This window comes from Thermomonospora sp. CIF 1 (assembly GCF_001896795.1).
In the GTDB taxonomy this organism is placed as follows: domain Bacteria; phylum Actinomycetota; class Actinomycetes; order Streptosporangiales; family Streptosporangiaceae; genus Thermomonospora; species Thermomonospora curvata.
Genome location: NZ_MOYN02000014.1, coordinates 222983 through 248400, shown reverse-complemented (window position 1 = coordinate 248400; position 25418 = coordinate 222983). Strand labels below are relative to the sequence as shown.

The following is a 25418-nucleotide window of genomic DNA, read 5'->3' as shown; positions in this document are numbered from 1 at the left end:
CCTGGAGGACCCCCGTGGCGACGACCGAGCCCGCACCCGCAGCTCCGGAGGAGACCTGGTTCATCTACCGAGGCGACGGCCGGCCGCACGATGGACTCGACCGGCTGCCCGAGCCGCCGCCCTGGCGGCGGTTCGACCGTTCCGGCATTGACAGGCGCAGAGACCGGGCGCTCTCCTACCGGGCCGACAAGAACGTGGTCACGATGGTCAATGCCGCCATCTACCTGCGGCGCCCACTGCTGGTGACCGGCAAGCCGGGTACCGGCAAGTCGACGCTGGCCTACAGCGTGGCCTATGAACTGGGGCTGGAACCGGTGCTGTACTGGCCCATCACCAGCAAGTCCACGCTGGCGCAAGGGCTGTACCACTACGACGCGATCGGCCGGTTGCACGAGACCAGCCTGCGTCAGGCCATGTCGTCCACCGCCGGTGATGAGGCTCCGGACATCGGCCGTTTCATCCGGCTCGGACCGCTGGGAACGGCGCTGCTGCCGCAGCCGCGTCCCCGGGTGCTGCTGATCGATGAGCTTGACAAAAGCGACATCGACCTGCCCAACGACCTGCTCAACGTGTTCGAAGAGGGCGGCTTCGCGATCCCGGAGCTGGAGCGGCTGCCCGAGGAGCAGTCGATCGTCCACGTGATGACCAATGACGGGCAGGACCGTGTGCCGGTGGAGCGCGGGCAGGTGCGCTGCTCGGCGTTCCCCATCGTGATCATCACCAGTAACGGGGAGCGTGAGTTCCCACCGGCGTTCCTGCGCCGCTGCATCCGGCTGATGATCGAACAGCCCGGTCCCGAGCAGCTCGCCGAGATCGTCGAGGCGCACCTGGGCAGGGAGGCACGCGAGCAGAGCGCCGACCTCATCGAGGAGTTCCTGCAGCGCCGCGCCCGCGGTGAGCTGGCCACCGACCAGCTGCTCAACGCCATCTACCTCGCCACCTCCGGGGCGCGTGCACCGCAGGCGACCATGGAGGAGCTGCGCGAAGCCGTTCTGCGCCCGCTCGACGCCGCCGGCTCATAATGATCGACCGGCTCATCGAGACCCTGCGCGGGCTCGACCCTCAGCCCACTGCCGAAGAGCTGGCCGACGCCCTCTGGCTGGCTCGTCATCTGTCCGCGCCGGGCGGCGCACCCACGAGCGCTTCGCGTGCCGACCCCTCTCCCCCGCCTCCTGAGCGGCAGGAGGAGCCCTCCCTCCCCGAGCCTGCGGCCCTGCGCCCGGACCCGCCGAGCCGCTCCGCGGCGGCCAGGCCCGCGCCCCCACGGGCAGGCCTGCACCTGACCTCACCCCAGGCCTCGGGCCCGCAGGTGATGCGCGTCCCCGCGCCACCCGCGCTCCCCCGGATATTGCGTTTGGCCCGGGCGCTGCGCCCGCTGCGGGTGGGAGCCGACTCCAGCACGCGTCAGTACCTGGACGAGGAGGCGACCGCCCAGCAGATCGCCGACACCGGCATCTGGCAGCCGGAGCTGCGCCCTGAGCAGGAACGCCGCCTGGACATCGCACTGGTGGTCGACGAAAGCGCCTCCATGGCGGTCTGGCGGCGCACCGTCAGTGAGTTCCGGTCCGTCCTGGAACAGCTCGCCGCCTTCCGCGACGTGCGGGTGTGGCGGATCGACACCGACGATGACCGGCTGGCCCTGTATACCGGCGCTCCACGCACCGGGTCCGGCCGCAGCCCAGAGGAACTGATCGATCCGACTCACCGGCGGGTGGTCTTGGTCGTCAGCGACTGCATCGGCCGTGCCTGGAAGGACGGCCGGTTCGCAGCGCTGCTGGCGCGCTGGGGCCGGATGGGGCCGGTGGCGATCATCCAGCCGTTGCCGCAACGGCTGTGGTGGCGATGTGCGGCGAACGTGGTGCCGGTGTCGATCAGGGCGACGCAGCCGGGCCAGCCGAACGAACAGCTGGAGGTGCGGTCACAGGAAAGCGGTGAGGCTCTTGCGGGCATCGCGATTCCGGTGCTGGAACTGGAGCCTCGCTGGCTGCGGCCATGGGCCGAGCTGGTCGGCGGCACGGCGAACCGGCTGACCGGCATGGCGCTGCCGACCGGCCGTCCGGTCGCCGAGGATTCTCCCGAGGACGAGCCGGACGGGCTCTCCCCCGCCGAGCGGGTGAAGCGGTTCCGCGCCACGGCCTCGCCCACGGCATTCCGCCTGGCCGCCTATCTGGCCGCCGCTCCGCTGCGACCGCCGGTGATGAGACTGGTCCAGCAGGCCATGCTGCCCGATTCCCGGCCCTCTCATCTGGCCGAGGTCTTCTTGAGCGGCCTGCTGCGCAAGACGGGGACGACCGCAGATCCCGAGGAGGCCGATTACGAGTTCCTCGACGGCATCCGAGACATCCTGCTGAGCGCCCTCAAACGGAGTGAGGCGCTGCGTGTGGTGCAGGAGGTCTGGGAAGTCATGCGGAACCGGTGGGGAGCGGGGTCGGACTTTTCGGCATTGCTGCGCGCAGTGGAGCAGGGCGCCGAGACCCCACCGCTGGATCCGCCGTTCGCTCGAGTGACGGCACAGGTGCTGGCCCGTCTGGGCGGGCGCTATGCGGCGATCGCCGAGCGGCTGAGAGCCGAATTCGGATCCGCCGGCCCCACCGGGCAGCCAGATGAGTTCGAAGAGGACGACGCGCCGTTCAGCGGCCTGCCGCAAATCACCCGAGCCCGGCCGGCGGCGCCGGTATTGGGTGGCGGGCTGCCGCCGCGCAACCCGAACTTCATCGGACGCGACGAACTGCTGCTGCAGACCCGCCACCTGCTGAACAGCGGCGTCACAGCGCTGCTGCCACAGGCCCACTTCCTGGGAGGAGAAGGCAAGTCCCAGCTGGCGATCGAGTTCGCACATCGCCACATCGCCGACTACGACCTCATCTGGTGGATTCCCGCCGAGCAGATCACTTTGGCCAGGTCCTCTCTGACGTTGCTGGCGCGACGGCTGGGAACGCCGCTGAGCGACGACATCAACCGGACCGTCGAACGAGTACTCCAGGAACTGCGGAGAGGCGGGCGGTACCGGCGATGGCTGCTGATCTATGACAACGCCATAGACCCCGACGAGCTCATGCCGCTGATGCCGGCTGACCTGGTCGAAGGGCGGCTTGTCGTCCCACAGCAAAGAGGACTGGGACACGTCCTGGTCACTTCTGGTGACGAGCGGTGGCGCCAGCGGGCCACCGTGCTCCAGGTGGGCGTGTTCACCCGTGCGGAAAGCATCGCCTTCCTGCGCCACCAGGTACCGCGGCTGTCGGCGTCCGAGGCCCACCGGCTGGCCGCCCAGGTGGAAGACCTGCCGTTGGCACTGGAGCAGACCGCCGCGCTGCTGGGCGAGACCGGCCTGGAAACCGAGGAATATCTGCGGCAACTTGAGGCGCAGTTCACCCAGCAGTGGATTCGCACCCTGCCGCCGGAGTACCCAAGACCTCTGGCAGCGACGCTGGGACTGGCCTTCGAACGGCTGCGCCAGGACGCCCCGGCGACCGCACGGCTGCTGGAACTGTGGGCGTTCTTCGGGTCCGAACCAGTCCCCCGGGAGCTGCTGTCGAGCGGCGGCCATGCTCGGCTGCCGACCGTGCTTCAGGCGATCTTGGAGGATCCGCACCGGCTGACCCGGGCGATGAACGACATCAGCCGCTATGCGCTCGGCCGCTTCGACCGGCAGACGGCCAGTCTCCAAGTGCACCGGCTGGTGCGGGTGATGCTGCAGGCCAGGCTGCCGGGACGCAGGGGCGAGCAAGTCCGCAACCGCGTCCACCGGATCCTGGCCGCCGCGATCCCGGAGGCTCCCCCGGACAACGAGACCACCTGGGCGCGCAGGGAACAGATCGCCCCCCATGTGGTGCCCGCAGGCGCCATCGACGGCACGACCGAGCACGCCAGAGAAGTGGTGCTCGATCAGATGCGCTACCGGTACCTGCTGGGGGACTTCGAAGGCGCCCGGGATCTCGGTGAAAAAGCCCTGGAACGGTGGACTCCCCTGCTGGGCTCAGATGACGAGCAAGTGTTGGACGCCGGCCGCCAGATGGGGAACGTGCTGCGCTCCCTCGGAGAGGTCGGCGAGGCCAGACGGCTCAATGCAGAGGTCCACCAGCGCACCCTGGCCCGGTTCGGGCCGGACAATCTGAAGACCCTCCAAATCGCCAACAGCGTCGGGGCCGATCTGCGGTTGCAGGGTGACTTCGCCGGAGCGCTACGGCTCGACCGGCAAACCCTGCGACGCATGGTGCGCATACTCGGCAGGGATAGAGATGAAACGCTCAGGGTCATCAACAACGTGGGCATCGACCTGCGATTGATGGGGCGTTTCCAGCAAGCTTATGAAACCGACTCAGACGCGTTCGATCGGTTGCTCGGCCAGCATGGTCTGCGGCATCGCAGCACTTTGGTGGCGATGAACCAGGTCGCCCGCGATCTGCACGGGCTGGGCCGTTACCGAGAAGCCGAAACCCTGCACCGGCAGGCGCTGGAAATGATGCGGGAGACGCTCGGCCATGATCATGCCATCGTCCTGCAGGCGGAGATGAGCCGTGTCGGCACCCTGCGTCGGCTGGGGGCCTACCGGCAGGCCAGGGAGCTGGCCGAGGCGACGTTCGAACTCCACCGGCAGCGGTTCGGCCCCGAGCATCCCGACACGCTGGCCGCGCAGCGCAGCCTGGCGGTGGCGTGCGCGGTCACCGGTGACGCCGAACGGGGACGGGAGCTGAGCGAGGAGGCATCCCGCGGATACCGCCGGCTTCTTGGCGCCGACCATCCGTTCACGCATGCCTGCGCCACCGACCTGGCCCTTAACCTGCGGGCACTGGGCGAGCACGAGGCCGCGCTCCTGGCCGACGACTCTGCCCTGCGTGCCCTGCAGCGCACGCTCGGAGCCGACCACCACTACTCGCTCTGCTGCTCTGTGGGCCTGGTGCACGACCTGTTCCACACCGGCCGGCTGGAAGCCGCACTGGGCAGATCAGAGGACACGCGCGCCCGTTTCCGCGAGCAGTACGGCCCAGACCATGTCTACAGCCTCATCTGTGAGCACAATCACCAGGTTCTGTTGAGAAGGCTGGGCCGTGAATCCTCAGGGCCTTCCCTTCCGCAGAACCTCGCGAGCGTTCTTGGCGCAGATCATCCCGATGTACGCAGAGCCGACGCAGACGAGCTGATCGAATGTGACATCGCCCCCATCCCGCTGTGAGCATCGCTCAGCCGTGCGAGGCGGGAATGCTCCACTCGCGCGAAGCCCTTTGGAGGGCGGGTGCCAGCCATCGCGCCAAGTCCACCGGGTCGGGTGCGTCTTTCCCGTGTTCCCTAATTCGGCGATATACGGCCATCACCACCTCGGGATGGGTGAACAACGGCCCGATGCCTTGATCTGAGTACTCCCGGCGCGCGGAAACGGCCAGACCGGACCAGGCCTCGATGTCCTGTGGATCGTCCGCCAGCCGAGCGCGGTAGCCATCGATCGCCGCGGCGAAGTCTCCGCTCACATGCGCGATATCTGCCTCTTCCCGCATCCGGACGGATGGATCTGTGTTTTCCGCACGAGCCCGCAATCGCTGGAATTTCTCGGGAAAACGCAGCCGCAAGTGCCGCAGTTCGGTACGGCGTGCGCGGTTACCGGGGCCTCGGTCGGAGAGCACCAAAGCCGCAGTGGCGGTCATCTGCTCCGGCTCTCCTTGTGGCCACGCCGCGGCGAGGCGGTCGATTGCGTCCAGGGCTGGGCGCAGGTGCCGCAACCGCCACATGAGGGCGTGATCGGCAGCCGTGTCGGCGGCCATGGCGCAAGAGTCGGCCGGGAGCGGAACGTCCATCCACGGTTCCAGCGCGGCACGCATCCCGGCGATGAATCTCTCCCCCGTCCCGGTGAGCCGGCCGGAGCGTTCAATGACCCCGAGGGTGCGCCAGGTTTCTTCCCGCCACAACGCCAAGAGGTACTTGGCATAGGCCGCCTCATCGCCGTTCGCGACCTGCTGCTGGCGGCCCCAGAAATCAGTCACTCCCAGGTACGCGTAGGCGCCGTGAATCAGTCCGCCCAACGGGCGGGGGTCTTCCCGCCAGGGCGCGTAAAAGCACCGGCTGTCATCGGCGGTGTGCAGGGCGAACATGTCCATGACCGCGCACAGCTTGACGTGCTGGAACTCATGAACGAGAGACTCGGCCAGCAAGAGCGCATCGCCCGGCGGGGACAAGGCGATCGCCCCAGGGGCTTCGGCGCTCGTCGCGCTCACGCCGCGATGTCTTCCGCGTCTGGCCAGGGGGACTATGGCGGTCAGCCCCGCCGCGATCGCCTCGGCCCAGTGGGGGTGATGCCGCACCAGAATCGACCAGGCGCCCTCCAAAGTCCGCTGCCATGACCGTATGGCGTCCTCTGTGAGACGCGGTGCGGGATCGAGCTGCCAGCCGCCCCGGAACGGATCGAGATCGTCCAGGTAGATCTCCAGAACCCGCCCATCGCAGTCGGCTCGCAACCGCCGCAGGCCGAGCCATCCGGGGGCGTCGGCAGTGGGATCGGAGGGGAGACGGACGGTGCCGTGCTCAGTGGAGATCTCCGCTCCGTCCGGTGCCGATAGGACGCGCGCGACACCGTCGAAGTCCGGCGGCCCCACGTGGGCGCAGCCCAGAGTGGGCAGCGCGACCACACCGCCGCGTACCGGAACCGTGGCGGTGGCATCCGCTCCCGCCCGGATGGCCGCCGCCGCCGCTATCCCGCCGAGGTGCGCCAGGTCGCCGTCGTCGCCCTCGCCGGTGCGGAGGCTGCGCAGGCAGGTGGCCGCCCAGGCGACCACGTGCGGATATCTCAGCAGTTCGGTGACGATCTGCGGGGCTGTGGCCTGGACCCGGGCCAGCAGGCGGAAACTCGCGGTGTCCAGCGCCCCGGTCAGTTCGTTCAGTGCGCGTATTCGAAGCAGCTGCTTGCTGAGGACGGCGTTCTGCAGCAGCTTCACCGTCGCTCGGCCGCCACCGCCGGCTGCGAGCGCCGCAAAGTCCGAGGCGGGCAAGCGGTGTCTGCGGATCGGGCGGGCGGGCGTGAGCGCGGCCAGATCACGACGCATCTCGGCACTGATATGGCGGATGATCTTCTCCAGTTCGCGGCAGTACACCGATGGGTTGCGGTAACCGTGGCCGGGCCGGTACCGGTGAGCGTACGATCCGCCGCCGCAGACGTCCCGCACCGGGCAGCTCAGGCAGGTCTCGCATAGCGCCGCGAGGCCGATCTGACGCGCCACCACCCCGGGGTGTCGCAAAGCCCGGTCAAAGGAGTCGCGAGCCACGTGCAACCCCGTCTCAGGGGCTCCGGCGAAGGCCGTTTTGAGGACATCGGCCTGCTGGATCGTGCCGTCGGTGTCGACTACCACCATGGCCGCCGGGGACAGGCCGATGCAGGCGCTCCGGCTGCGCCCGCCCAGCACCAGGTTCATGATCTCTTCAAAGAACCGAATCCCGGTGCGCCGGGGTGCGGCGCGGTACCACCGGTCGAAGACCGCGATCATCCAGTCGGCATAGGGGGTGGGGCCGTCCCCCGTGGGGCGCAGCCCGGGTGGCGGGGCCGCCCACGTGCCGTGCGGCAGCAGCAGGTCCACCTTGGGCGGTTCGGTCTCCACCAGCGCCTCGTAGGTGGCCAGAGGGTCGTTGGCCAGGTCAACTGTGCACAGCAGTCCTCGGTAGAGCCTCCGGTACGGCCCGGCCAGCAGCCTGAGCCCACGCATGACCTCTGCGTGACTGCCCCGGCCGTCCCGGTGACGGCGATGCCGGTCGTGTGCCTCCCTGGTGCCGTCGAGGCTGACCGACACGCCGATGTCGCACTCGGCCAGCAGATCCAGCATCGACCGGGTCAGCAAAACGCCATTGGTCTGGACGCCGATGTTCACCCGGCAACCGGCCGGGGCCGCCTGACGCAGCTCGCGTGCGGTGAGCTCGATCAGTCGAGGTCCCGCCAGCAGCGGCTCCCCGCCGTGCAAGATGACATCGAGCCGCGGCAGCTCGTGCGCGGCGGCATGCTCGGCGATGCGAGCCGCACTCACCCGGATGGTCTCGATGCTCATCGCCCGAGGCCGGTCCTGCCAGCTCCGGTCGGCGGCCCGGTAGACGTAGCAATGATCACAGGCGAGATTGCAGCGGCCGTGGAGTTTGAGGATGAACTCCTGGAAGGGAACCGGTCGCCACCCGCCGGCCAGCAGCCGGGCAACGTCCAGCCCGTCCTCAGGCCACGAGCGGCTTTGCGACGTCCCGCCGGAGCCCTGGGTTGAGATACCGGAGCTCACCTCTCGTTTATGGACGGTGCTCACGGTACGGCGTCAGCCAGGGACGATTCGAACCCGGCAACGACCTGGCGGGGGTCGGTCGCCTCTGCGCACACTCGGCGCACCGCCTCTTGCAGCACCGGGTTGGAGAGCTTTTCGAGCTCCTGGAGGGAGAACTCGCTGAGATCGATCAGTCCCGACTCGACCGCGGCGTCCGCGTCATCCACCGAACGATCTCCCCTCTGCCCCTGGACGGCAGGATCTGCCGGCGCATGTCCAGGGCTTGGATTGGCCAGCCCCCTTGCTCGCGTCCAACGCGCGATTCTAACCGTCGTGACTGTTGGGAATGGTGCAATGCGTGAGGTTCCCAGACGAGTCTTAACCCCGGCCGCATCTCTTCAGGAGCAGATGAGAGCCGCTCTGCAGGTCTTGCGTGGATCCATATCCGCAGCCTTGCGTTCCCGACAGAACACGAACACTCTCCACAACTCGCGACAAAAAAGACAAACAGTGCAATAGGAGGGCGGCTGGACAGTCACGTCCCACGTCTCTTCTGTGATCGCCCGTGGACAACAGTGCAGCAGGGCACAGCCGGCGACACCCCGGACGGCGAGGAAGGCCCCGCAGACGGCCCGCGGGACGAGTGCCGGAAAAGGTTGATTGGTCAAGGACGTGGATCGTGGCCCGGAACGTTCCGTAAAGAGTGCCGGCTGCGGGCCGATCGGCCCTTGACACTTGCCGCGAAACGGTTGGAATGGGCGGTGAGCCCGCGCGCCGGACCTGGGGGAAGTTCGGCGTGCTCTCGCGGGGCCGGCGCAGATGAGGGGGTGCCCGGATGCGCGTGCTTGCCGACCGGAGAGGCGACACTCGTGAGCTGCTGTCCCGGCGCCTGGCGGCGGAGTTCGTCCCGCTGTCGGCCGAGACCGTGCGGCGGTGCGTCGCCGACGTGCTGGCATGCATGGCGCACCTGGGCGTGGAGCCGACGCCCTCGCTGGTCGAGCGCATGGCCCGCGAGCGGCTCACCGGGATGGTCAAGTCCGAGCCGCCGTCGGGGCGGGCCACGCCGTGGAGATCCCGATCACGGGAACGCTCCAGCGAGGCCCGCTGAGCAGATGCGCCGATACGCCCCGTCCCGGCCCCAGGCACCGGTTTTCGTGCCTTGTCGCGCGGTCCCGGTATGGACGCCACTGCCTGAAGGTAGAGTGGCGATGCGGGCATCGGCCGTCCCTCCCGGCGCCGCTTGAGCGGGCCCTGGCCGGGCGATCCTACGGCGGTCCGCGGCACCGCCCTGGTGATCTGGCACGTGACCGAGTCTGAGAAGGTGGAGGCGTGAACCCCCGCAGCCGTTCCTCCGGGGATCCCCAGCCGCCGCCGAACGAGATCGCCGGCATCTTCGACGACATGCTGCGGCACGCCCGTGAACTGCTGGCGGTGCGCAGCCCGCTGGACGCCGAACTGATCGTCAGCGAGATTCTGGGCACCTGGTGGGGGCACCGCACCCCCCAGGGCGACGCGGACCGCATCGTCGGAGAGGCGCTGATCGGGCACGCCGCGCGCGCCCGCGTGCCGGCGGCGCTGGCGCTGCTGACGGGGATGGCCTACCTGGGCACCGCCCGCCAGGCGGTCAAGGCCGAACGGGCCGCGCTGGACCTGATGGAGCACGGGGTGGCCCGGCCCGCCTGGTCGGACCGGGTCGGCATGGTCACCCCCGAGGAGTGCTTCACCTCCCGCGACGTCTACGGCGACCAGGACTCGGTGGTGTGCGTCTACAGCTACGCCGGCGAGGACCGGCACGCCCTGGTGGTGCAGGTCGATCACAACCGCTCCAGCATGGTGCGGGACGCCTGGGTGTCCTCGCGGGTCGGCAAGCTGCTGGAGCAGTGCCGCCATGAGCACCGCACCAACCCCCTGATGCGTTTCGTCGAGCTGGATCCGCGCGACGCCAGGGCCTTGCTGGAGCACGCCCTGGACCGCACCGACGCCGCCGAGCACCCGCCGGTCGCCGAGTCCTTCGCCCGCTACCACGCCTTCCTGCGGGCCCGGGTGCGGGCGCTGCCGCCGGGGGGCCGCCGGCCGACGGCGCCGGTGTACGGCAAGGACCGGCGGGCGACGCTGGCGGCCCGCTTCCTGGCCTCCGACGAGGCCGAGGAGCTGTCGGACCGGTCGGCCGCCGGCCGCTGCGTGGACCGCATCATCGAGTACGGCTGTGAGCACGACCAGGGCCGTCCGCTGCGGGTCAGCCCGGTCAAGTGCGAGATGTTCCTGCTGGACTGGCTGCCCCGCAAGGTGCTGCTGTCACCGGACGAGCAGGAGGCCATGCCGCACGTGCTGGCCGCCTGGGTGCGCTGGGCGGGCCGCCGCTCCGGGCTGCCGGATGAGGGGATCCGCGCGACGCTGGATGCGGTCTGGGACGCCACCGGCGCCTTCACCGAGGCCTACCGCGACCCGTCGGCGTTCGGGCTGGACCGCGACCTGGTGCGGCGGCTGCTGCCGGACGGGGAGCTGGACGCGCTGCCGCGCCGGGCGTTCGCGCTGCCCTTTTTGAACGGCGAGCATCACATTCCCGGGCATGGACGGGTCGATCTGGGCACGCTGAACCCGGCCGACCCGGGCGACCGGTGGATCATGCTGCGGTTCGAGCATCCCGACGACGCCGATGAGCACCTGATGGCGCATGAACGGCTGGCCGTGCGCCTGTGGCACGGGGACCCGCCCCAGCTGTGGGAGACCGCGCAGGCGCTGCTGGACAGGGGCTTTGAACGGCACGAGATCCTGCACCGGCTGATCGAGGTGCTGGAGCGGCACGGAGACGACCCGCAGGCGCTCCGCGCCCAGCTCGACACATTGCGTCACTCTCCTCCGCCGATGTGAGCAGGACCATGAAGATCAGCCGAGATCTCCGGTTTGCGGGAGACTTCTGAGAAGGCGATTATCAAATGCTCCGGGAATCCACCGAACCCGCCCGCGAGGCAAGCGCCACATCACTCGGAGCCCTGCCAAGCCCGCCGATGGCCAGTGAGGAGTGATCTTGTTGGAGTGGTCCGAGTTCGCCCAACGCCTCGGCCGTGAGCTGGCGGGTCTCGATCGCGACACGATCCTCATCATCCGCGAGCGCGCCGAAAGCAGGCACTACGTCCAGGCCATGCGGGAGGCGGACCGGCTGTACGCCGAGGCCGTCAGCAACTTCTTTCTGGAAGGGCCGCTGCTGCTGACGCCGGCTGATGAGGAGGTGCTCAGGGAGACCGGCTGGCGGCCGCCGAGCGACCCCGGCCCGCGCAACTGGTGGACCGAGCTGCCCTCGTTCGCCACCGTCGCCGACCACTTCCGGCTGGCCGACATGATGGTGCACGCGCTGCGGGACGTGCAGGGCGTGCGGCGGCCTTCCGACCTGGTGCACGAGTCGTTCCACCGGCTCGGCACCACGGGCCTGATCGAGCTGGTGGACCTGGGCATCCCCCCCGCCGACCCGGCCCGCGTCACCGAGCGGCGCTCCACCCCCGCCCCGGTGTCCCCCCAGCCGCCGGCGGCCCCGGCGGGCGATCCGGCCGCCGAAGGCCCGGCGGCCTCGGTCAACGGGGTCGCCCAGGGCGCCGCGTCCGCCCCGCCCGCGCAGGCCGGTTCCGACCCGCTTGCCCAGGCGGATCCCGACGGCGGCGAACTGGAGCGGCGGCTGGCCGAGGCCAAGCGGCAGGGCGACCACGTCACCTACTTCGACCTGCTGCTGCGTTCGGACCTGGTCCTGCCGCTGCCCGAGGAGCCCGGGGCGGCCGATCCGGTCACCACCACGATCGCCGGCACCACCTACGTGGTGGCCTTCTCCTCGGTCGGCGCGATGACCGCGGCGATGCGGCCGGGGTCGCCCACCCCGCCGCCGCACCGCCTGGTGTCGTTCGGCACGCTCGCCGCCACCTGGCCGAACCCGTCGTGGTCACTGGCCGTCAACGCGGGCCTGCCCAGTGAGATCCTGCTGGATGCGGCGGCCATCGCCCGCCTGGACCAAAGCCGCCGCACCACCGGTCAGCCCGCCTCCCCGGCGTCCCTGCCCACCGAGCCGTTCTCCCCCGAGGCCGCCGGGCCGCAGCAGGCCTCCTCGCCCAACGGGGGCACTCCCCCTCAGGCCGCGCTCCCGCCGGACGCCTCCGTCCCGCCGTCCCGGCACGCCACCGGCTCATCGCCCCTCCCACCGGACGATCACGCGGCCTCCCCCCGGCACGCCGCCTCCGTCCCGCAGGGGGCGGGCCCCCAACCCGGTGGCCCTGCCGCACCGTCTCAGCACACCACCCCCGGCGGCGGCATCCCGGTACCGGACGCACACACCGGCCCTCAACCCACCGCCTCCGACGGCCAGCCCACACCGAACAGCCCCGCCCTCGTCCCGAACGCGGGCACCGGACCACAACCGACGCTCGGCGAACACACCACCCCCGGCGGCGTCCCGGCCCCTCACTCGGGGCCTGCCGCCCAGGACGACCGCACCGCCTCCCCCCGGCACACCGCGTCCGAGGGCGATGTCCCCCCGCCGGAGGCGCACACCGGGCCGCAGCCCGCGATGCCCGGGGGCCATGCCGCACCGCATCACCGCGCTCCGCACGCGGGCACCGGGCCACAGCCGACGCTCGGGGAGCACGCCACTCCCGACGGCGTCCCCACGCCGGCCACGCACACCGGATCGCACCCTGCAGCGGACTCCGCCTCCCCTCAGGGCGTCTCTTCCGGCAGCGGCGTTCCCGCGGCAGAGGCTCCCTCGGGACCGCAACCGGCCGGCGTCGGCGTTCCCCGTCCGCAGGACAGCGGGCCGCAGCCCGTCCCCGGCGACGGCGGCTCCGCACCGGAGGCGGCCTCGGGACCGCAGCCGGCCGGTGCTCCGTTCGCGCAGGCCACCGGCCCGCAACCGGCCGGTCATGCCGTCCCCGGTGTTCCCGAGGGTCTCGGCGCACCGGGCCGGCGCACCGGGCCGGACACCGCCGGCGACCGTGCGACGTCCGCGCCGGACGATGCGGACGAGCGGCTCGCGGCGGCCGGCACCGCCGCGGTCCCGCTGAGCGCTCCCACCCCCTACGAGGCGGCGGGGAGCGGCCCTGCCGCGCCGGGCGGACCACCGGCTGCGGCTCCCGCGCCCCCCGGCCGGCACGCCGCCCCGGCGGGCCCCACCGGGGCACCGTCCGGCGACGTCAGGGCGATACGGCTCCCTCAGGGCGCCCAGATATGGGAGGACCTGGGGGACGGCACCCGGTCCCGGCCGCTTGCGGTCTACGACGCCGCCGGCGGCGGCTGGGTGCGCATGCGGGTGGATGCCATCGGGGAACCCGAATGAAATAAGCGATGGGGTAGCGTTCCACCCGCTACCGTCACATCGCGCCAATTGATCACCTGCCTGCCGGGGAGTTCAATCATTTGGACTGGACCGATTTCGCACAGCGGCTGACCCGTGAGCTGATGCACCTGCCGATCGACGCGTTCGTCATCGTGCAGGGCCCGGGCGGCCTTCCGTACGTGCAGGCCATGCGCTACCGGAACGGGCTGCACGCCGAGGCGGTCAGCAGCGACTACCTGCCCGAGCCGCTGACCGCCAAGCAGGAATCGCGCCTGTCCCAGATGGGCTGGCTGGCCCCTGACGGCCAGGCCCGCCGCAACTGGTGGTGCCGGGTCATGCTGCCGGCCGACATCGCCGACATCACCCCCGAGCAGGCCGCCGAGTGCGGTGAGCTGGCCGACCGCATGGTCGGTGCGTTCAGCGACGTGTACGGGATCTCCTCGGTGGCCGAGCTGACCTATGAGGCGAGCCGGGGCGGCGAGCAGCCGGCCTTCCTGCCGATGCCCGGCCTGGGCATCCCGGCGGCCGGAACTCCGGCCGAAGAGGAGCTGCTGAGCTGGACGGAGTTCACCGAGCAGCTGGCGGGCGAGCTGGCGTCGATGGAGCCGGAGATGGTGATCGTGATCTCGCACCGGCTCCAGGAGAGCTACTACGTGCAGGCGTTCCGGGACGCGCAGCGGGTGCGGGCGGAGGCGGTCAGCGGGCGGGCCCTGCCGCCGTCGGCGCCCGCCTTCGACGCCCGCACCGAGGAGCGGCTGGCCGCGGCGGGCTGGCGGCCGCCGGGCGAGCATCCCAACTGGACCTGCGAGCTGCCGGCCGGCGCCTCCCCGGAGGAGTACCGGCGGCTGGCGGCGATGATGGTCACCGCGCTGCGGGACGTCCAGCTGGCGGGCAACCCCGCCGATCTGGTGTACGAGGCGTTCATCGGCGCCTCCCACGTGGAGCTGACCGAGTTCGGCATTCCCCTCGCCGACCCCGCCCGGGTGGACGTGCGCCGGGCGAGCCGGCCGCTGCCGGGGCGGACGCCCCCCGAGCAGCCACCGCCCGCCGCGGAGCAGGCCCCCGCCGCGGGTTTCGCCTCCCCCGCCGCGGCGGCCCCGCTTTCGCCGAGCGATGTGGAGGCGGAGCTGGTCGCCGCCAAGTCCCGCGGGGACCAGGCCGGGTACCTGGGAGTGCTGCTGCGGTGCGTGCTGTATGTGCCGGTCACCGAGGACGGGCAGCCGGTCACCGCCGACTACCGCGACGGGACGTACGTGCTGGCGTTCACCTCCCCGGAGGACATGGACTGGGCGCTCGGCGGCAAGCTGATGGACTACCGGCGCACCACGTTCACGGAGCTGGCGCTCAACTGGCAGCGCCCGGACTGGCAGCTGGCGATCAACACCAGGCTGCCGAGCGCCGCCTACATCGACACCAGCACCATCCTGCAGACCGCCGAGCGGGCCCGCGGGGGATCGCCGGTGCCGCCCGCCTCCCGGGCACCCGCCGCGGACTCCCCCGGCCCGGAACGCACCGGCCGGTCCGCCGCCGAGAGCGGCACGGTGGCCTGGAGCGCCTTGGTCAAGCGGCCCGATGAGCCCGCCGCCGGGCAGGGCTCACCGGCCGAAGACGAAACGGCCGCCCCCTCCTCTGAAAGCCGGTCCGGGACGGCCGATGCCCTCCAGGGCGACCCTGCGGAGAAGGAGGCCGTGGCCGCGGGCACCGGCCGGTCCGCCACCGCCGCGGACTCCCCCAAAGACCGTTCCCCGGCCGCGGACGTTCTCCAGACCGGCGCGTCCCCGAACGTCGCGCCTAGCCCGCCGCCGGACCGGCCCGCCGAGCCCGCCCAGCAGGCAGGAGACGAGGCCGCCGGCCCGTCCGCCCCGCACGAGCCCTCCCCGGCCGCGGACGCCCTCCGCGGCGATCCGCCTCCGCGGGTCGCGGAAGGCCCGGCCGCCGGCCGGAGCGCCGCGCCCTCCGGCGCCCGCGAGCAGGCCGGTGACAAGGCCGCCGACGATGTTCCGGAGGCGGGCGTGGTCATGCAGAAGGTCATCAGACCCGACCACGTCGTCCACTACCTGGAGGGCGGCTACGACTGGGTCGCCGGCCGCATCTACCGGCTGCAGGACGTCAGCGGCCTGCGGACGGCCGGGCAGCTGATCGGCGAGCTCGGGCTGGACCGGGAGGGCTCGGCGTTCTCGCCCGGCGACGCGCAGGTGTTCGTGATCCGCTGGCCGGTGCTCAAGCCGGCCCTGCTGCGGCCCGTTCCCCCGGCCGCCGGCTCGACGGTGCCGGCGTTCCGCACCGGCAGCCAGCGGCTGCCGCACGGGGCGGAGATGTTCGCCATCGATCAGCTGGGCAACGAGACGTTCCTGGCCGTCTACGACGCCGACGTCCGCGGCTGGATCCGGATCGAGGAGGCCGTGCAGTGACCGTCCGGGACGGGTTTTACGCGAGCTGGCGGGGCCTGGAGTACGAGGCCAGCCCGGACGGCGAGGTGGTCAGGCTCTACACCGGCGCGCCGGCCGAGGGGTTCTTGGAGGCGGCCCCCGGACGTCATGTGCGGGTGGTGGCCGCCGACGAGGTCGACCACCTGGTGTACGTGGTCACGCTGTGCACCTGGCGGGGCGAGCCGTTCCAGGTGCTCGGCGAGCACGAGGAATGGCTGCGGGTGGAGTACCTCGGGCAGGATCCGGCGGTCGCCGAGCGGCTCGGCCTGGAGGAGTTCGACCTGGGGGTCTACCACGCCTGGGCGCCCCGCGAGGAGGTCAGCGACCTGCGGGAAGAGCGGTTGTGACCGGCGTGGGGCCGGCGGTGGGGCCCTGCCCGGCCGGGCAGCCGGCGGACCCGGTCGCCTGGTGCGCCTTGAGCGCCAGCATCAGGCAGACGCCGGCGACGGTCACGCTGACGGTCACGACGGCTCGGTGCATGTCGGCCCCTTTTCAGAACTCGAACGACTCGTAGTGGATGTGCCGGCGCCGCACTCCGGCTCTCCGCAGGGCCCGTATGACGGCCTGCATCATGCCGGGAGGCCCGCACAGGTAGACGTCGCGGTCGGCCACATCCGGCACCAGCCGCCGCAGCGCGCAGGTGGTCAGCGGGCAGGAGTGGGCCGCCGGTTCGTCCACGAAGCAGTGAACGCGGCCCGGCCGCCTGCCGGCGATCTCCTCCAGCTCGGCGCGCAGCGCCAGGTCCTCGGGGCGGCGCGCTAAGTACAGCAGCACCGCATCGCCCGGCAGCGTCTCGAACAGCGTCCGCAGCGGGGTGATGCCGACGCCGCCGGCCACCAGCAGCGCCTTGCGCCGCGGGCGCCGTCCCGCGGTGAACCCGCCGTAGGGGCCCTCCGCCCACACCCGGGTGCCGGGGCGCAGCCGGGCCAGCGCGCCGCTGTGGCCTCCGACGTCCTTGACGGTGATGCGCAGCCGGTGCGGGGACGGCGGCGCCGACAGCGAGTAGGGGGAGGCGGTCCACCACAGGCCGGGGGCCCAAAAACGCCACCGGAAGAACTGGCCGGGTTCGGCGCGCAGCTCCTCCAGGTGCGCGCCGGTGAGGTACACCGAGACGACGCCGGGGGCCTCGGGGCGGACCCCCAGCACCCGCAGCCGGTGCCGCAGGCCGCGCCGCACCGGGGTGATGAGGCGGTACCACACCAGCAGCGCCGCCGTGACGAGGTAGAGCGCATACCAGGCCAGCCGGGCCGGGCGGTTCCCGACGAACTCATCGCCGTTGGACAGCACGTGGAAGAAGCCCAGGAAGATCGCCAGATAGGTGGCCAGGTGCAGCAGCTGCCAGGCCTCATACGGCAGGCGGCGGCGGACGGTGCGGGCGGAGATGCCGCCGACGCCGACCAGCAGCACCGTCGCGACGGTGGCCTTGAGCATGTCCGGCTGGTCCAGCACCACGGTCGCCGCCCCGCTCGCCAGGCCGGTGCGGGTGTTGACCGAATAACCCCAGATCGCCAGCAGGGTGTGGGCGACGGCCAGCCCGACGACATAGCGCCCGCCGAAGGCGTGCCAGCGGGCCAGCCGGTCGGTGCCCACGCCCCGGTCCAGCGCCGGCACCCGGGCCATCAGCAGCAGCAGGACGGCGCAGCCGTACCCGGCCAGCAGCCCGGTGATCCGCCCGGCCCCGGCGATCAGGGCGCCCGGCCCGGACGCCGGCGGGGTGTTGACCCACCACAGCGCCAGCACCCCGGCCGCCCCGCCGGCGATCAGGGCGAGCAGCGCGTGCGGGCCGATCCGCCGGGCGGGCGGCGCGCAGGCGGCTCGCCGGGCATCGCGCGTTCCGGCGGGGCTGGAGCGGACGGTCGTCACAGGAAACTCCTCCCGACGGCGTCAGCCGGATGGACCCGGGCGACCGCTGCCCGGTTCGGGGCCCGCGGGGCCGGGCGAAGCTCTGTGCCTCCTCTGCCAAATGGGCATTCCCGGGGAATGTGAGGTTTCTCGGAGCGAAAGGCAAAGGATCGGACGATTACCGACCAGTCCGCAGAGTCGTCCCATCGTCCCCGCCGCGGGTCATTTCACGGGAACCCGGAGGCACCGCCCGCGAGGGCCGCCGTACCCACGTCAGCGGCGGCGGGGCTGCAGCTCGGTGTAGGCGGCGCGGACGTCCTCGGCGGTCAGCACGGTCAGGTCGGCGGGCGTGGCGGCGGCGCCGAGGCGGGCGGCGCGCAGCGCCCGGGAGGCGCAGGCCCGCTCGTACAGGGAACGGGCGAAGCGGCCGTTGCCGAGCTCGTCGATGCGGCCCAGCCCGCAGACCCGCTGGAAGATGCCGGCCAGGTCGTCCAGGGCGGCCTCGTCCCAGCGGTCCCCGCCCTGCTCGGCGATGACCTGGGCGATCTTCAGCAGCTCGTCGGGCCCGTAGGAGGGGAACACCACCCGCACGTCGAACCGGGAGGCCAGGCCGGGGTTGGAGCGCAGGAAGCGGTCCATGTCGGCCTCGTAGCCGGCCAGCACGACCACCAGGCGGTCCCGGTCGTCCTCGGCGCGTTTGAGCAGGGTCTGCACGGCTTCGGCGCCGAAGGCGTCGCCGCCGCTGTAGCCGGGGTTGTCCAGGGCGTAGGCCTCGTCGATGAACAGCACCCCGCCGAGCGCCGAGTCGATCACCCGGTTGGTCTTGATGGCGGTGGCGCCCAGGTGCTCGCCGACCAGGTCGACCCGGTGGGCCTCCACCACCGTCGGGCGGGCCAGCAGCCCGAGCGCGGCGAACACCCGGCCCAGCACCCGCGCCACGGTGGTCTTGCCGGTGCCCGGCGGGCCGACGAACACGAAATGCCGCATGGGGGGCCGGGTGGGCAGGCCGCGCTCGGCGCGCATCTGGGCGACCTGCAGCTGCGCGGCGATCTCCCGGACCTGCCGCTTGACCGGCTCCAGCCCGATCATCGCATCCAGCGAGGCGAGCGCCTCCTGCAGGGTGGGGGTCTCGTCATAGCCCCGGTACTGCTCGGTGACCTCGGCGAAGGCGGCCTCCACGTCCTCGGCCCGCACCGTCACCAGTTCCTCGGCGGTGGGCCGGCGGCCCGACCAGGCGCCGGAGCCGACCACCCGCACGTCCCGGGCGCGGGCGGCCGCCTCGGTCAGCGACCGCACGAACCGGCCGTTGCCGAGCTCGTCGATGAGGCCGCGGCGGCACACCTCCTCGAAACGGGCGCGCAGCCGGCGGACGGCCTCCTCATCCAGCCGGTCCTCCCGCAGCCCGGTGTGGTATTCGGCGATCCGCAGCAGCTCCTCGGGGGTGTAGGAGGGAAACCGCACCCGGGTGCTGAACCGGGAGGCCAGTCCCGGGTTGGAGTCCAGGAACTCGGCCATCTGCGCCTCGTAGCCGGCCAGGATGATCACCAGGTTGTCCCGGTCGTCCTCGGCGCGTTTGAGCAGGGTCTGCACGGCCTCGTTGCCGAACCGGTCCACCTGGCCGTCGGCGGCGTTGACCAGCCCGTAGGCCTCGTCGATGAACAGCACCCCGCCGAGGGCCGAGTCGATCAGCCGGTTGGTCTTGATGGCGGTGGCGCCCAGGTGCTCGCCGACCAGGTCCGCCCGCTGGGCCTCCACCACCGTGGGGCGGGGCAGCAGCCCGAACGCATAGAAGATGCCGGCCAGCACCCGCGCCACGGTGGTCTTGCCGGTGCCCGGCGGGCCGACGAACACGAAATGCCGCAGCGGCTTTTCGGTGGGCACTCCGGCGGCGGCGCGCAGGTGGGCGGCCTCGATGGCGGCGGCGATCGAGCGGACCTGCCGTTTGACCGGCTCCAGCCCGATCATCGCCTCCAGCTCGGCCAGCGCGTCCCCCACCGAGATCTGCGGGGCCTCCTCGGCGGGCTCGCGCAGCTCGGCCGCGGCGAGCTGCTCGTAGGCGGCCTGAGTGGCCGGGGGGACCCCGGCGGTGACCGCCTCGCCCGCGCCGGGCTCCGCCTCGTCCCCGCGGCCGGTGGCGGCCTGCTGCTCTTGCACCCAGCCGGTGTCGTAGGCCTCGGCGGGCACGGCGCGGCGGGACTGCTCCCAGCGGTAGCCGAGGATCGCCAGCGCGGTGATCCAGGCGGGCGCCACGTGCAGCGCGTGCAGCGGGCGGGCCAGGGCGGCGGCCACCAGCCCCGCGGCCGTCAGCGCCAGCAGCACGGTGCGCCAGGGCGCATACCCCCGCAGCCGGACCGCGCCGAACGCCACGGGCACCCCCAGCAACGCCAGCAGGAGGCCGTGGTGGCCGGGCCGGGGATACTGCTGGCCCAGCGGGACGGACACCGCCGCCCAGCAGGCCACCACCGCCGCCACGGCCATGCCGGCCGGTGAGCGCATGGTCAGGTGGCAGACGGCCAGCACGGCCGCCAGCGCGCCCGCCGTCCCCGCCACGACGGCGGCGGGCAGGTGGGCCAGCACGGTGACGGCGACCGCCACGGCGATCAGCACCGCCCCGCCCAGCAGGCGCAGCCCCGGCTGGATCTGGAAGTAGCGCCAGCGGGCGCGCTCGAACAGATCCCGCAGCGCGCTCCCCGCCGCCGGGCGGGGAGGGGATCCGCCGACCTCGCATGGCATGGGTTCCGACTGGCCTCCTCGGTCGCCCGGGGATCTTCCGCCGCGCCATGGGCGGTCAGGTCCGATCATGCTCCACCTCGCGCCCCGCGCCTGTCCAGACTCGCACGCCACGGGCCCGGGAACCATCCTGCCGCCGGATGCCGGGCGGATCTGTGCCGGGGGACACCGGCCGGCCTCTCTTGCGGTGCCCGCTCCCCCGCTTCCGGACGTCTCGGACCCGCCCTGGGGAAGCGGCGCAGCCACACGAAGGTTCACTGGTAGATTCCCGCCCGTGACCGGCCCGCCCGGCAGGCTCACCGCAGCGGGCGGGCGCCGAAGTTCCGCCGTTCACGTTCGGAGAACCCCATGACCGATGCGCTGCCGGGGCTGGAGGAGCCGCAGGCGCCGGCGCGGGATCCGCGGCGGGCCGGCGACGAGATCGAACGAAGGCTGCGCGAGGCCGGGGCGGTGCGGATCGCCGGGGTGGACGAGGTGGGCCGCGGCGCCTGGGCCGGGCCGGTGGTGGTCTGCGCGGCGATCGCCGGGCCCGGCGCGCCCCCGTCCCTGCCCGGCCGGGGCGGCGGCACGGTCCACCTGACCGACTCCAAGCTGCTCACCCGGGCCCAGCGGGAGGCGTTCGCCGAGATCCTGCCCGCCTGGCTGGAGGCGCACGCCCTCGGCGCCGCCGAACCCGCCGAGATCGACCGGGTGGGGATGACCGAGGCGCTGCGCCGGGCGGCCGTGCGGGCGCTGCAGGCGCTGCCGCACCGGCCCGATGCGGTGATCCTGGACGGCAAGCACGATGTGCTGGGCGCCCCGTGGCGGGTGCACTGCCAGGTGGGGGCCGACCGGCGCTCGGTGTCGGTGGCGGCCGCGTCCGTCCTGGCCAAGGTGCACCGGGACCGGCTGATGGCCCGCCTGGAGGAGGAGTTCCCCGGCTACGGGTTCGCCGACAGCGCCGGCTACCCCTCCCCCGCCCACCGGCGGGCGCTGCAGGAGCACGGGCCGACCCCCCACCACCGGCTGTCCTGGTCGTACCTCGATGACCTGCCGCGATGGCGGCACCTACGTAAACGTCACGACCCGTTGACCGAAACGGGACAACTCTCGCTTCTTTAGACGGCTCATAAGCATCCGTCACACGGGTAAGCCTCGTGAACATACGGAGGTGCGTGTGATGGACGCCGTTGTCAAAAAGTTGCTGCGCGAGGCCGGGCGGACCTACGCCGAAGAGGCCGGGGTCGTGGTGAAGGACCAGCCGCCGGCCCTGTTCAAGCTGCTGGTCCTCAGCAGTCTGCTCAGCTCCCGCATCCCCGCCGACATCGCGGTGGCCTCCGCCCGGGAGCTGTTCGCCGCCGGAGGCGGCACGGCACGCGGCCTGGCGCGCATGTCCTGGCAGGACCTGGTGGACGCGCTGGGCCGGGACCGCTGCATGCGCCACGACGAAAGCGCCCCCACCCGGCTGAGCGACACCGCCGAGCTGGCGCAGCACAAATACGACGGAGACCTGCGGCGGCTGGCCCGCGACAGCGGACGCGACCGGGTCCGGGCCGCCGAGCTGCTGCAGGAGTTCCCCGGATTCGGCCCCGCCGGGGTGGACGCCTTCTGCCGGGAGGCCCAGGCCATCTGGCCATGGCTGCGCCCCTACTTCGATGAGCAGGCCCGCGCGGGCGCCGAGCGGCTCGGCCTGCCCACCGATCCCAAACGCCTGGCCGACCTGGTGCCCGACAAGGACCTGGCGCGTTTCGCGGTCGCGCTGGTCCGCGTCCGCCACGACGAGAAGCTCGCCGACGCCATCGTCAAGAACGGCAAATGACAACTACCCCGCAAACCGCCCGATGAACACTCCGCTTCGCAATCGATGACCGTCTTCTTCTGAGAAGCGCCCGGCCGCAGGCGAACCCGCCCGGTTCGCCTGCGGCCGGGCGGGTTCAGTCCTTACCGCGGGTCGCCACCCACCGCAGGCCCCAGCCGTAGGCGCGGTCGACCTCCACCTTGCCCCAGCGGGGACGGCCCGGCGGCGGCCGGATGAAACGGCCCTCCCGGCGAACCACCAGCTCCCCGCCCACGTTCTCGATCAACGCCAAGACGACGTCGCGGGAGCCGTCGCGGCAGCCGCTTATCCTCATCTCGATCGGCGGTGAACCGACCGGATACAAGGTCGCGGTGGCCTCCACCCCCCGGAAGTCCGGGGCACCGTCGTAGATCTCGGCGAAGACCAGGATCCGCCGGAACTCGGCGGCATGATCCAAATTGATCGTCAAATTCTCGCCGGTGTCGCTGCCGCCGATGCGGTCATCGCGGTCGAGCTGGATGTAGGGCGGGCGGTGCAGCGAGCCGAAATCACCGATGGCGTGGACGATGCCTTTTCTGCCGTCGGTCAGCTCCCACAGGCAGCACAGGTCCAGATCCAGGTCGATGCCGCGGCGGAGTTTGCCCAGCGGCCCCCTGGCCGCCCCGGGACGGGCCTTCCAGACCAGATTGACCCGCATGTTGCCGGCGGTGGCGCCCTGCTTGGTCAGCGAGACCGCGGGAGCGTCCTTGGTCAGCGAGATCTTGCCGAGGCCGGCCGGCCGCACCGGGGGCTGCGCGGCGGGGGGCGGAGGCGGGCCGGGCGCATCGTCCACCGTGATGCCGAAATCCGTGGCCAGCCCCGCCAGGCCGGTGTCGTAGCCCTGCCCGACGGCCCGGAACTTCCAGACGCCCCGCCTGCGGTACAGCTCGCCCAGCACGAGCGCCGTCTCCGTGGTGGCGCCGGTGCAGTCGAAACGCGCCACCTCGGCGCCGTTGGAGGCATCCAGCACCCGCACATGCAGCCCGTGGAACCGGGCGAAGGCGCCGCCGTCGGCGGAGGCGGCGATCACGATGGTCTCGATCTGCGGTTCGACCCGCATCAGATCCACCCACAGCACGTCCCGGCAGAGCGAACCCCGCCGCTTTCCCTCATGCCGTACCGCCCCGGACGGATGCCGCGGCTGGTTGTAGAACACGAAATCGTCGTCGCCGCGGACCCTGCCCGCCGCCAGCAGCAATGCCGAGATGTCCGCGTCGGGCACTCCCGGGCCCTGCGTCCATCCCATCTCGACCCGGACGACGGGAACCGGCACCGGGACGTTGGCGCCCTTGGGCATACTCATGAAACCCAACTTAAGCTCATGAAAAGCAACTTAAAACGGCAAGTCCGATAGCGTTATGTTTTCGCTTTCGGATGCATGGAGACGCCGGTCCGGGCGGCGTCGGATCACCCCCGGCAGGCACGAAGGGAACTGACGGCCATGCGCACTCGGCCGCTGCACGACCGGCTGTACGACGTCGCCGCGCTGACGGCCCGGGTCGGCGTCGGAATCGTCTTCCTGGCCCACGGCTGGCAGAAGATCCAGGTGGGCATCATCGCCACCAGCCGCTCTTTCGCGCAGATGGACGTGCCGGCGCCGACCGCCGCCGCCATCTACGCCACGTTCACCGAACTGCTGGGCGGCCTGGCCCTGATCGCCGGGCTCGGCCTGCCGATCGCCGGCGCGCTGCTGTTTGCGGACATGGCCGGGGCGCTGGTGTTCGTCCACGCCGGCAACGGGCTCTTCCTGGTCGACCAGGGCACGGGCACGGCCCGGGGCGGTTTCGAACTCGTGCTGGCGCTGGGCGCGGCGAGCCTGCTGTTCGCCGCGGGCGGCGGCGGGCGCATCTCCCTGGACCACCGCCTGTTCTCCCGGCGCCGCGCCGCCCCCGGCCCGGTGGACGCGCCACAGCCGCCCCCGCCCGAGCCGGAACCCGCCCCGCCGCCGCGGGACGAGCCGCAGCCGCCCGAAACCCGCGGCAAACGCCCGCCCGCCAAAGGCCGCTCAAAGAAGCAACCGGACGCACCGGACGCCGAGCCCGCCCCCGGCGGCGAACCGGCCGCCCGGCCCCGCCCGGCCTCCGAGATCATCGAGGGCACCGGCCCGGACGATGTGTTCGTGGCCGGGCGGCGCAAACCGCGCGACGACCCCGGCGCCTGACCCGCGCCCCGGCCCTCAGGTGATGTTCATCGTGGCCGGATCGAACCCCAGGCGCTCCCCCACGTCCATCGTGGCGATCTCGGCCATGTCCTCCTCGTCGAGCTCGAAGTCGAACACCTGGAAGTTCTCGGCGATCCGCGACGGCGTCACCGACTTGGGGATCACGATGTTGCCCAGCTGAAGATGCCAGCGCAGCACCACCTGGGCGGGAGTCCTGCCGTGCTTGGCGGCCAGCCGGGCCGGCACCGGGTCCTCCAGCAGCCCCTTGCCCTGGCCCAGCGGCCCCCACGCCTCGGTGGCGATGCCGTGCTCGGCGTGGAAGGCCCGCAGCTCCGCCTGCGCCAGGCGGGGGTGCAGCTCGATCTGGTTGACGGCCGGCACCACCCCGGAGTCCTCGATCACCCTGGTCAGCGCCTCGACGGTGAAGTTGGACACCCCGATGGCGCGCACCCGTCCCTCTTCCTGCAGCCGCCGCAGCGCCCGCCAGGCCTCCAGGTACTTGTTCTGCGCGGGCACCGGCCAGTGGATCAGGTACAGGTCCAGCACGTCCAGGCCGAGCCGCGCCATGCTCTTGTCGAAGGCCGCCAGCGCCGCGTCGTAGTCGTGCTGGGAGTTCCACAGCTTGGTGGTGATGAACACCTCCTCGCGCGGCACCCCCGACGCGCGCAGGGCGCGGCCGACGCCCCGTTCGTTGCGGTATATCGCCGCGGTGTCGATGCTGCGGTAGCCGACCCGCAGCGCCGTCGCCACCGCCTGCTCGGCCTCGTCGTCGGGGATCTGGAACACCCCGAAACCCAGCTGCGGCATCCGCACGCCGTTGTTGAGGGTGATGTCAGGAACGGTCATGTCGACCACTCCTACCCCGCCGTCCCACGCCCACGCCGCCGGTGGCCGGAACCGGCGACGC

The 25418-nt window shown here is 72.0% G+C and carries 16 protein-coding genes; 10 read left to right on the top strand and 6 right to left on the bottom strand.

The window, feature by feature from the left end; translation table 11 throughout:
- Window positions 1-14: 14 nt before the first annotated feature.
- Window positions 15-1022, top strand: a complete 1008-nt coding sequence (locus tag BUE48_RS07930; protein WP_286989535.1) for an AAA family ATPase — start codon at window positions 15-17, stop codon at window positions 1020-1022.
- Window positions 1022-5173 carry an FxSxx-COOH system tetratricopeptide repeat protein gene (fxsT, locus tag BUE48_RS07925; protein ID WP_286989533.1) on the top strand — a complete coding sequence of 1384 codons (4152 nt, stop codon included), beginning with the start codon at window positions 1022-1024 and terminating at the stop codon, window positions 5171-5173. Before BUE48_RS07930 ends, fxsT begins: the two co-directional genes overlap by 1 nt.
- A gap of 7 nt (window positions 5174-5180) precedes the next feature.
- Here fxsT and BUE48_RS07920 read toward each other — a convergent pair whose 3' ends face one another.
- Window positions 5181-8240, bottom strand: a complete 3060-nt coding sequence (locus BUE48_RS07920) for an FxsB family cyclophane-forming radical SAM/SPASM peptide maturase (RefSeq protein ID WP_286989531.1) — start codon at window positions 8238-8240, stop codon at window positions 5181-5183.
- A 20-nt stretch (window positions 8241-8260) separates the two neighbouring features.
- A complete protein-coding gene (gene fxsA / locus BUE48_RS07915; protein WP_286989529.1) occupies window positions 8261-8446 on the bottom strand; it encodes an FxSxx-COOH cyclophane-containing RiPP peptide in 186 nt (61 codons plus the stop codon).
- A gap of 608 nt (window positions 8447-9054) precedes the next feature.
- Between fxsA and BUE48_RS07910 the strand changes: the two genes are divergently transcribed.
- From BUE48_RS07910 to BUE48_RS07890, 5 genes are all read left to right on the top strand, one after another.
- Window positions 9055-9327: a hypothetical protein gene (locus BUE48_RS07910; protein ID WP_286989527.1), complete on the top strand. Its 273-nt coding sequence runs from the start codon at window positions 9055-9057 to the stop codon at window positions 9325-9327.
- A gap of 221 nt (window positions 9328-9548) precedes the next feature.
- Window positions 9549-11090 carry a hypothetical protein gene (locus BUE48_RS07905; protein WP_012851958.1) on the top strand — a complete coding sequence of 514 codons (1542 nt, stop codon included), beginning with the start codon at window positions 9549-9551 and terminating at the stop codon, window positions 11088-11090.
- Window positions 11091-11247: 157 nt separating this feature from the next.
- Window positions 11248-13533: an SseB family protein gene (locus BUE48_RS07900; protein ID WP_286989525.1), complete on the top strand. Its 2286-nt coding sequence runs from the start codon at window positions 11248-11250 to the stop codon at window positions 13531-13533.
- Between the two features lie 80 nt (window positions 13534-13613).
- Window positions 13614-15944: a TY-Chap domain-containing protein gene (locus BUE48_RS07895; RefSeq protein ID WP_286989523.1), complete on the top strand. Its 2331-nt coding sequence runs from the start codon at window positions 13614-13616 to the stop codon at window positions 15942-15944.
- Window positions 15941-16309 carry a UCP033725 family protein gene (locus BUE48_RS07890; protein ID WP_012851955.1) on the top strand — a complete coding sequence of 123 codons (369 nt, stop codon included), beginning with the start codon at window positions 15941-15943 and terminating at the stop codon, window positions 16307-16309. The genes BUE48_RS07895 and BUE48_RS07890 overlap by 4 nt, the downstream gene beginning before the upstream one ends.
- Before the next feature lie 145 nt (window positions 16310-16454).
- Here the strand turns inward: BUE48_RS07890 and BUE48_RS07885 are convergent, their stop codons facing one another.
- Window positions 16455-17825, bottom strand: coding sequence for a ferredoxin reductase family protein (locus BUE48_RS07885; RefSeq protein WP_286989521.1), 1371 nt, complete (start codon window positions 17823-17825; stop codon window positions 16455-16457).
- 252 nt (window positions 17826-18077) lie between these two features.
- Window positions 18078-20537 carry an AAA family ATPase gene (locus BUE48_RS07880; RefSeq protein ID WP_012851952.1) on the bottom strand — a complete coding sequence of 820 codons (2460 nt, stop codon included), beginning with the start codon at window positions 20535-20537 and terminating at the stop codon, window positions 18078-18080.
- A gap of 345 nt (window positions 20538-20882) precedes the next feature.
- Between BUE48_RS07880 and rnhB the strand changes: the two genes are divergently transcribed.
- Window positions 20883-21635, top strand: a complete 753-nt coding sequence (gene rnhB / locus BUE48_RS07875) for a ribonuclease HII (protein WP_286989519.1) — start codon at window positions 20883-20885, stop codon at window positions 21633-21635.
- Between the two features lie 58 nt (window positions 21636-21693).
- The gene (locus BUE48_RS07870) at window positions 21694-22332 is read left to right on the top strand and encodes a hypothetical protein (RefSeq protein WP_012851950.1); all 639 of its coding nucleotides are present in this window, start codon (window positions 21694-21696) and stop codon (window positions 22330-22332) included.
- Between the two features lie 115 nt (window positions 22333-22447).
- On the opposite strand, the gene BUE48_RS07865 is transcribed toward BUE48_RS07870, so the two are convergent.
- Window positions 22448-23653: a TerD family protein gene (locus BUE48_RS07865; protein ID WP_286989516.1), complete on the bottom strand. Its 1206-nt coding sequence runs from the start codon at window positions 23651-23653 to the stop codon at window positions 22448-22450.
- Window positions 23654-23791: 138 nt separating this feature from the next.
- Between BUE48_RS07865 and BUE48_RS07860 the strand changes: the two genes are divergently transcribed.
- The gene (locus tag BUE48_RS07860) at window positions 23792-24511 is read left to right on the top strand and encodes a DoxX family protein (RefSeq protein ID WP_286989514.1); all 720 of its coding nucleotides are present in this window, start codon (window positions 23792-23794) and stop codon (window positions 24509-24511) included.
- A 15-nt stretch (window positions 24512-24526) separates the two neighbouring features.
- Here the strand turns inward: BUE48_RS07860 and BUE48_RS07855 are convergent, their stop codons facing one another.
- Window positions 24527-25357 (bottom strand): aldo/keto reductase, encoded by an 831-nt coding sequence (locus BUE48_RS07855; protein WP_012851947.1) that lies wholly within the window; start codon window positions 25355-25357, stop codon window positions 24527-24529.
- Between the last annotated feature and the right edge of the window lie 61 nt (window positions 25358-25418).

Bases quoted from the DNA above. Each gene is read 5' to 3' on its own strand.
- fxsT (WP_286989533.1), top strand. From the start codon at position 1,022: ATGATCGACCGGCTCATCGAGACCCTGCGCGGGCTCGACCCTCAGCCC.
- BUE48_RS07910 (WP_286989527.1), top strand. From the start codon at position 9,055: ATGCGCGTGCTTGCCGACCGGAGAGGCGACACTCGTGAGCTGCTGTCC.
- BUE48_RS07880 (WP_012851952.1), bottom strand. From the start codon at position 20,537: ATGCCATGCGAGGTCGGCGGATCCCCTCCCCGCCCGGCGGCGGGGAGC.
- rnhB (WP_286989519.1), top strand. From the start codon at position 20,883: ATGACCGATGCGCTGCCGGGGCTGGAGGAGCCGCAGGCGCCGGCGCGG.
- BUE48_RS07870 (WP_012851950.1), top strand. From the start codon at position 21,694: ATGGACGCCGTTGTCAAAAAGTTGCTGCGCGAGGCCGGGCGGACCTAC.
- BUE48_RS07865 (WP_286989516.1), bottom strand. From the start codon at position 23,653: ATGAGTATGCCCAAGGGCGCCAACGTCCCGGTGCCGGTTCCCGTCGTC.
- BUE48_RS07860 (WP_286989514.1), top strand. From the start codon at position 23,792: ATGCGCACTCGGCCGCTGCACGACCGGCTGTACGACGTCGCCGCGCTG.
- BUE48_RS07855 (WP_012851947.1), bottom strand. From the start codon at position 25,357: ATGACCGTTCCTGACATCACCCTCAACAACGGCGTGCGGATGCCGCAG.